Source organism: Luteococcus sp. Sow4_B9, assembly GCF_052116585.1.
Lineage (GTDB): Bacteria > Actinomycetota > Actinomycetes > Propionibacteriales > Propionibacteriaceae > Luteococcus.
Map to the genome: position 1 here is coordinate 1 of NZ_JBQKKT010000044.1, position 5,216 is coordinate 5,216.

The 5,216-nt window shown below is 66.4% G+C and carries 3 protein-coding genes; 2 read left to right on the forward strand and 1 reads right to left on the reverse strand.

Features of this window, described 5'->3' with window-relative positions:
• A partial coding sequence (locus tag ACTQ49_RS14700; RefSeq protein WP_441828584.1) for a transposase occupies window positions 1-455 on the reverse strand: 455 nt, incomplete at its 3' end.
• 198 nt (window positions 456-653) lie between these two features.
• Here ACTQ49_RS14700 and ACTQ49_RS14705 point away from each other — a divergent pair.
• Both ACTQ49_RS14705 and ACTQ49_RS14710 read left to right on the forward strand, forming a co-directional pair.
• Window positions 654-3,200, forward strand: coding sequence for an ATP-dependent Clp protease ATP-binding subunit (locus ACTQ49_RS14705; RefSeq protein ID WP_441828585.1), 2,547 nt, complete (start codon window positions 654-656; stop codon window positions 3,198-3,200).
• A 223-nt stretch (window positions 3,201-3,423) separates the two neighbouring features.
• A complete protein-coding gene (locus ACTQ49_RS14710; RefSeq protein ID WP_441828586.1) occupies window positions 3,424-5,163 on the forward strand; it encodes an FG-GAP-like repeat-containing protein in 1,740 nt (579 codons plus the stop codon).
• Window positions 5,164-5,216 lie beyond the last annotated feature (53 nt).

Below are 5,216 nucleotides of genomic sequence, written 5' to 3' on the forward strand. Positions count from 1 at the left end.
GCGTCCAGATCGATGATCACCGGCTTGTCAGCAGTCGCGTCATAGCCGGGGGCCTTGTCGCCCGCCAAGCCCCACACGTGGTCACGGGCCGCAGCTCTGGCCTTCGCCACGGCCTTCTCCACCCGCTCGACATCGGCCGCCAATGCGGCGATGGTACGGGAGATCGTCGCATCCGAGGCCACCAGAGCATAGACACCGGGTTCGCTGCGCAGCAGCGCGGCGTCACGGCACGCGTCCCCGCCCAGCGCGAGACTGATCGCCAGATCCACGATCACCTTGGCCGGGTCATGTTTCGCGAGGGGTTTGCGCCACGGGGCGAGCGCCTGGCTCAACACCTGACCCAGGCCCGAGGTCTCCACGGTTCGGGTGAGCAGCACCCCGCCCGCCTGGCCCGCCGCCGCAACGTTGGCGTGGTCAACTCGGAGACGCGGATACATCCCGCTACGCTTGTTCACCTGGGAAGTGCTCCTTCAACTGCAACGATTCCGACTTCGACAATCGGTATCTTCGCAGGTCAGAGGGCACTTCCCTCCTTATGTCCCAGCAACCCCCATGAAATCTCCGGGCTAGACTTGAAGCATCTGCAACGCAGGCCGGACGGACCGGCAGGGCGTTGCGCAATCCGGGCCCATCGGCCCGTAGTGAGGAGTCCAATGTTTGAGCGGTTCACCGACCGGGCCCGGCGCGTTGTCGTGCTTGCCCAGGACGAAGCCAAGATGCTGAACCACAACTACATCGGGACCGAGCACATCCTGCTTGGCCTGATCCATGAGGGTGAGGGCGTCGCGGCCAAGGCCCTGGAGCAGATGGGCATTTCCCTGGAGGCCGTCCGGTCCGAGGTCGAGGAGATCATCGGCCACGGTCAGACCGTGCCGACCGGCCACATCCCCTTCACTCCGCGTGCCAAGAAGGTGCTCGAGCTGAGCCTGCGCGAGGCCCTGCAGATGAACCACTCCTACATTGGGACCGAGCACATCCTGCTCGGCCTGGTGCGTGAGGGTGAGGGCGTCGCAGCCCAGGTCCTGATCAAGCTGGGTGCTGACCTGAATCGTGTGCGCAACACCGTGCTGCAGCTGCTCTCCGGTGGGCAGGGCAAGGAGGCCGCGACGGCCGGCGCTCCCGAGGCGGGCCCCGCGCCCAGCTCCGCGACGGTGCTTGACCAGTTCGGTCGCAACCTGACCCAGGCGGCTCGCGAGAACAAGCTCGATCCCGTGATCGGCCGCGAGAAGGAGATCGAGCGGGTGATGGTGGTCCTGAGCCGCCGCACCAAGAACAATCCCGTCCTGATCGGTGAGCCCGGCGTCGGCAAGACCGCCGTCGTCGAGGGGCTCGCCCAGTCGATCGTGCGCGGTGACGTGCCGGAGACCCTGCGGGACAAGCAGATCTACACGCTTGACCTGGGTGCCCTGGTGGCGGGCTCGCGCTACCGCGGTGACTTCGAGGAGCGCCTGAAGAAGGTGCTCAAGGAGATCAAGAACCGCGGCGACATCATGCTCTTCATCGACGAGATCCACACGCTCGTCGGTGCCGGAGCTGCCGAGGGTGCCATCGACGCCGCGTCGATCCTCAAGCCGATGCTGGCGCGAGGCGAGCTGCAGACCATCGGTGCCACCACGCTGGACGAGTACCGCAAGCACATCGAGAAGGATGCTGCGCTGGAGCGTCGCTTCCAGCCGATCCAGGTGGCCGAGCCGAGCATCGGGCTGGCCATCGACATCCTCAAGGGCCTGCGGGACCGCTACGAGGCGCACCACCGCATCACCATCACCGACGAGGCGCTGTCGGCCGCAGCCAACTTGGCCTCGCGCTACATCCAGGACCGCTTCCTGCCGGACAAGGCCATTGACCTGATCGACGAGGCCGGTGCCCGGATGCGCATCCAGCGGATGACTGCGCCGCCGGACCTGCGCGAGTTCGACGAGAAGATCGCGGCCGTGCGCCTGGAGAAGGAGGCCGCCATTGACGGCCAGGACTTCGAGCGTGCCGCCTCCCTGCGCGACGACGAGAAGAAGCTGCTCGCCGAGCGCGCGGAAAAGGAGGAGGAGTGGAAGAACGGTGACTCCGACGTGCCCGCGATCGTGGGTGAGGAGCAGATCGCCGAGGTGCTCTCCAGCTCCACCGGCATCCCGGTCTTCAAGCTGACGGAGGAGGAGTCCACCCGACTGCTCCAGATGGAGGCCGAGCTGGGCAAGCGCTACATCGGCCAGGAGGACGCGGTCAAGGCGCTCTCGCGTTCGATCCGCCGCACCCGCGCCGGCCTGAAGGACCCCAAGCGTCCGTCGGGTTCGTTCATCTTCGCCGGCCCCTCGGGCGTCGGCAAGACCGAGCTGACCAAGGCGCTGACCGAATTCCTGTTCGGCGACGAGGATGCCCTGATCACACTCGACATGAGCGAGTACTCGGAGAAGCACACGGCGTCGCGGATGTTCGGTTCGCCTCCCGGCTATGTCGGCTACGAGGAGGGCGGCCAGCTCACCGAGAAGGTGCGCCGCAAGCCGTTCAGCGTCATTCTCTTCGACGAGATCGAGAAGGCTCACCCGGACATCTTCAACTCGCTGCTGCAGATCCTGGACGAGGGTCGCCTGACCGACGCCCAGGGCCGAGTGGTCGACTTCAAGAACACCGTCATCGTGATGACCACCAACCTGGGTTCGCGGGACATCTCGAAGTCGGTCAGCCTTGGCTTCAACCGTCAGGGTGACGAGGCCTCGAGCTACGAGAAGATGAAGGCCAAGGTTTCCGACGAGCTGAAGCAGCACTTCCGTCCGGAGTTCCTGAACCGAGTCGACGAAGTGGTGGTCTTCCACCAGCTGACACAGCGCGACATCGAGCGCATCGTCGACCTGATGGTGGCCCAGATCGAGGGTCGCCTGAAGGACAAGGACATGGGCATCGAGCTGACTCCGGCCGCCAAGAGCCTGATCGCCAAGCGTGGCTTCGATCCGCTGCTGGGGGCTCGTCCGCTGCGTCGTGCGCTGCAGCGTGACATCGAGGACGTGCTGGCGGAGAAGATCCTCTACGGTGAGCTGGCTGCCGGTCAGATCATCGTCGTGGACGCTGCTCCGGAGGGATCGGAGATGCCGTTCACCTTCGAGGGGACCCAGAGGGCGGAACTGCCCGATGAGGTGCCCAGCGAGTTCACCGCCGAGGCGGGCGGTGGTCCGGCCGAAGGCGAGCAGGGCGACGCCAACCAGGCCTGACAACGACGGGCGAAATCTGTTCGCTGACGAGGGGCGGGTGCCGGGTGACCGGTGCCCGCCCCTCGGCCTTTGCTGGGGTCCTCTCCAGCCGGTTCGGCGGGGTGGTCCTGGCGGGCGGTCTGGGCGAGTGTTCCATTGGCGGTGCGTCGCGTTGGTGCGGCCGGCCCTGCGTGGGGCAGACTGGTTCCCAGTTCGGGGGAGCGATCGATGAAGGAGCTTCGCCATGACCTCACGCGGCACCCTGCGCAGGGCAACCAGCGCGTCCAGGGCAACCAGCGCGTCCAGGGCCACTGCCGCCGCGCTGCTGTCTCTCGGGCTGCTTGTCGGCACCTGCCAGCCGGCGCTGGCCGAGCCGTCGCAGCCGACGGACCCCGTCCCGAGCGCTGAGGCGTCACCGGGCCGTCAGGCTCCCGCGAGCAGTGACCGGCTGTCCTTGGGCGTCAAGCGGACCGGTCTGGTGCAGGCGCAGGCGACGAGTGACATCACCGCAGCCACCGCCGTCTCGCTCATCAACACCGAGCGTGCCCGCTATGGGGTCCGGCCGATCGTCCTGGACACCAGCGTGACCACGGCCCTGAACAACCACGCCAAGTACATCAGCCTGAACCCCGACGAGCCTGACGTCTTCACCGAGGATCCCGCGCTGCCCGGTTACACCGAGGCCGGCGCGAGCATTGCCCCGTATTCCGAGCCGTTGTGGACCACGACGCTCCGTGAGACCGTCGAGGCCATGATCAGCGATCCCTACCTGCGGGACAGCTTCATCCTGGAGGAGACGGGGACGTCGATCAGTTTTGGTGCCTACTCTGACGTGCGAACATTCTCCATGGAGTTCACCGGGGAGGCGCCGACGGGGTATCCGCGCAGCTATCCCCGGGGGACCAACTACAACCGGCTGCGCAATCAGGCGCCGTGGGTTTCTTCCTCTGGCTGCTCCGGCACCGGCATGCCGATCAGTGCCGCCTTCAACCATGAGGTGTACCTCGGGGTGACTGCGGCCAGCGGCTCGTTGAAGGCCGATGGGGTCAGCACCTCTGTCTGCGTCATTCCGCCGGACCAGTCGGGCGAGGCCGGGTTGGCCATGGTTCCTGCCAGTCCTCTCAAGCCGGGCACTCACTACACAGGAACGCTGTCCGGCACGATGAACCTGCGCACTGGCGGTACCCAGGCGGTCTCACAAGCGGTCGAGTTCACCACCGGGGCCGCGGCCACCGGCATTGCCGGCGACCAGACCGGTGATCGGGTGGCCGACATGTTCGCCGTGAACAAGGCCGGCGAGCTGTACCTGTACAAGATGCGGGCCAATGGCACCATCGGGCACGGCTGGAAGGTCGGCGCTGGGTGGGGCGGCTTCAACTGGATCTCGCTGGCTGGCGACGTGAACAAGGACGGGCGTAGTGATCTGCTGGGCCGCCGTTCCGACGGCACCCTGTGGCTGTACCACTCCACAGGAGTGGGTACCCTCCGGCCCGGGCTGCGCGTGGGGCACGGCTGGGACGGGCTGTCCGCACTGACCGTCGTCGGAGACATGAATGCTGATGGCACTCGGGACCTGGTGGCCCGAAAGGCCGACGGTGGGCTGCTGCGCTACAACCTTGGCGCCACTTCCGTCTGGGGCGGCCGTCAGATCGGGTACGGCTGGAACGGCATGACGCACCTGGTGGGTACCGGTTCCATGAATGGTGACAAGTACGACGACATCTTGGCCATCCGCAATGACGGAACCCTGTGGGCCTACTACTCGGGGGCCGATAGCAGGATCGCCTCGTACCGCAGGATTGGCCACGGTTGGCAGGGTTGGACCCAGCTCTTCGTCGTCGGTGACGTCAATGCCGACGGGCGGCTGGACATGGTGGGGCGCAACCCGAACAACGAGTTGTACACCTACATCAACAAGGGGACCGGCTGGGCCCCGGCGGTCAAGGCCGGTGTGCGCTTCGACGCCTTCCGCCTGTTCGCCTGACCTCGCTCCCGGCAGGGCAAGCTCAGCGGCGATGCTCCAGTCGGAGCATCGCC

Excerpts from the sequence above, each read along its gene's own strand:
- ACTQ49_RS14705 (WP_441828585.1), top strand. The coding sequence starts at position 654 with ATGTTTGAGCGGTTCACCGACCGGGCCCGGCGCGTTGTCGTGCTTGCC.
- ACTQ49_RS14710 (WP_441828586.1), top strand. The coding sequence starts at position 3,424 with ATGACCTCACGCGGCACCCTGCGCAGGGCAACCAGCGCGTCCAGGGCA.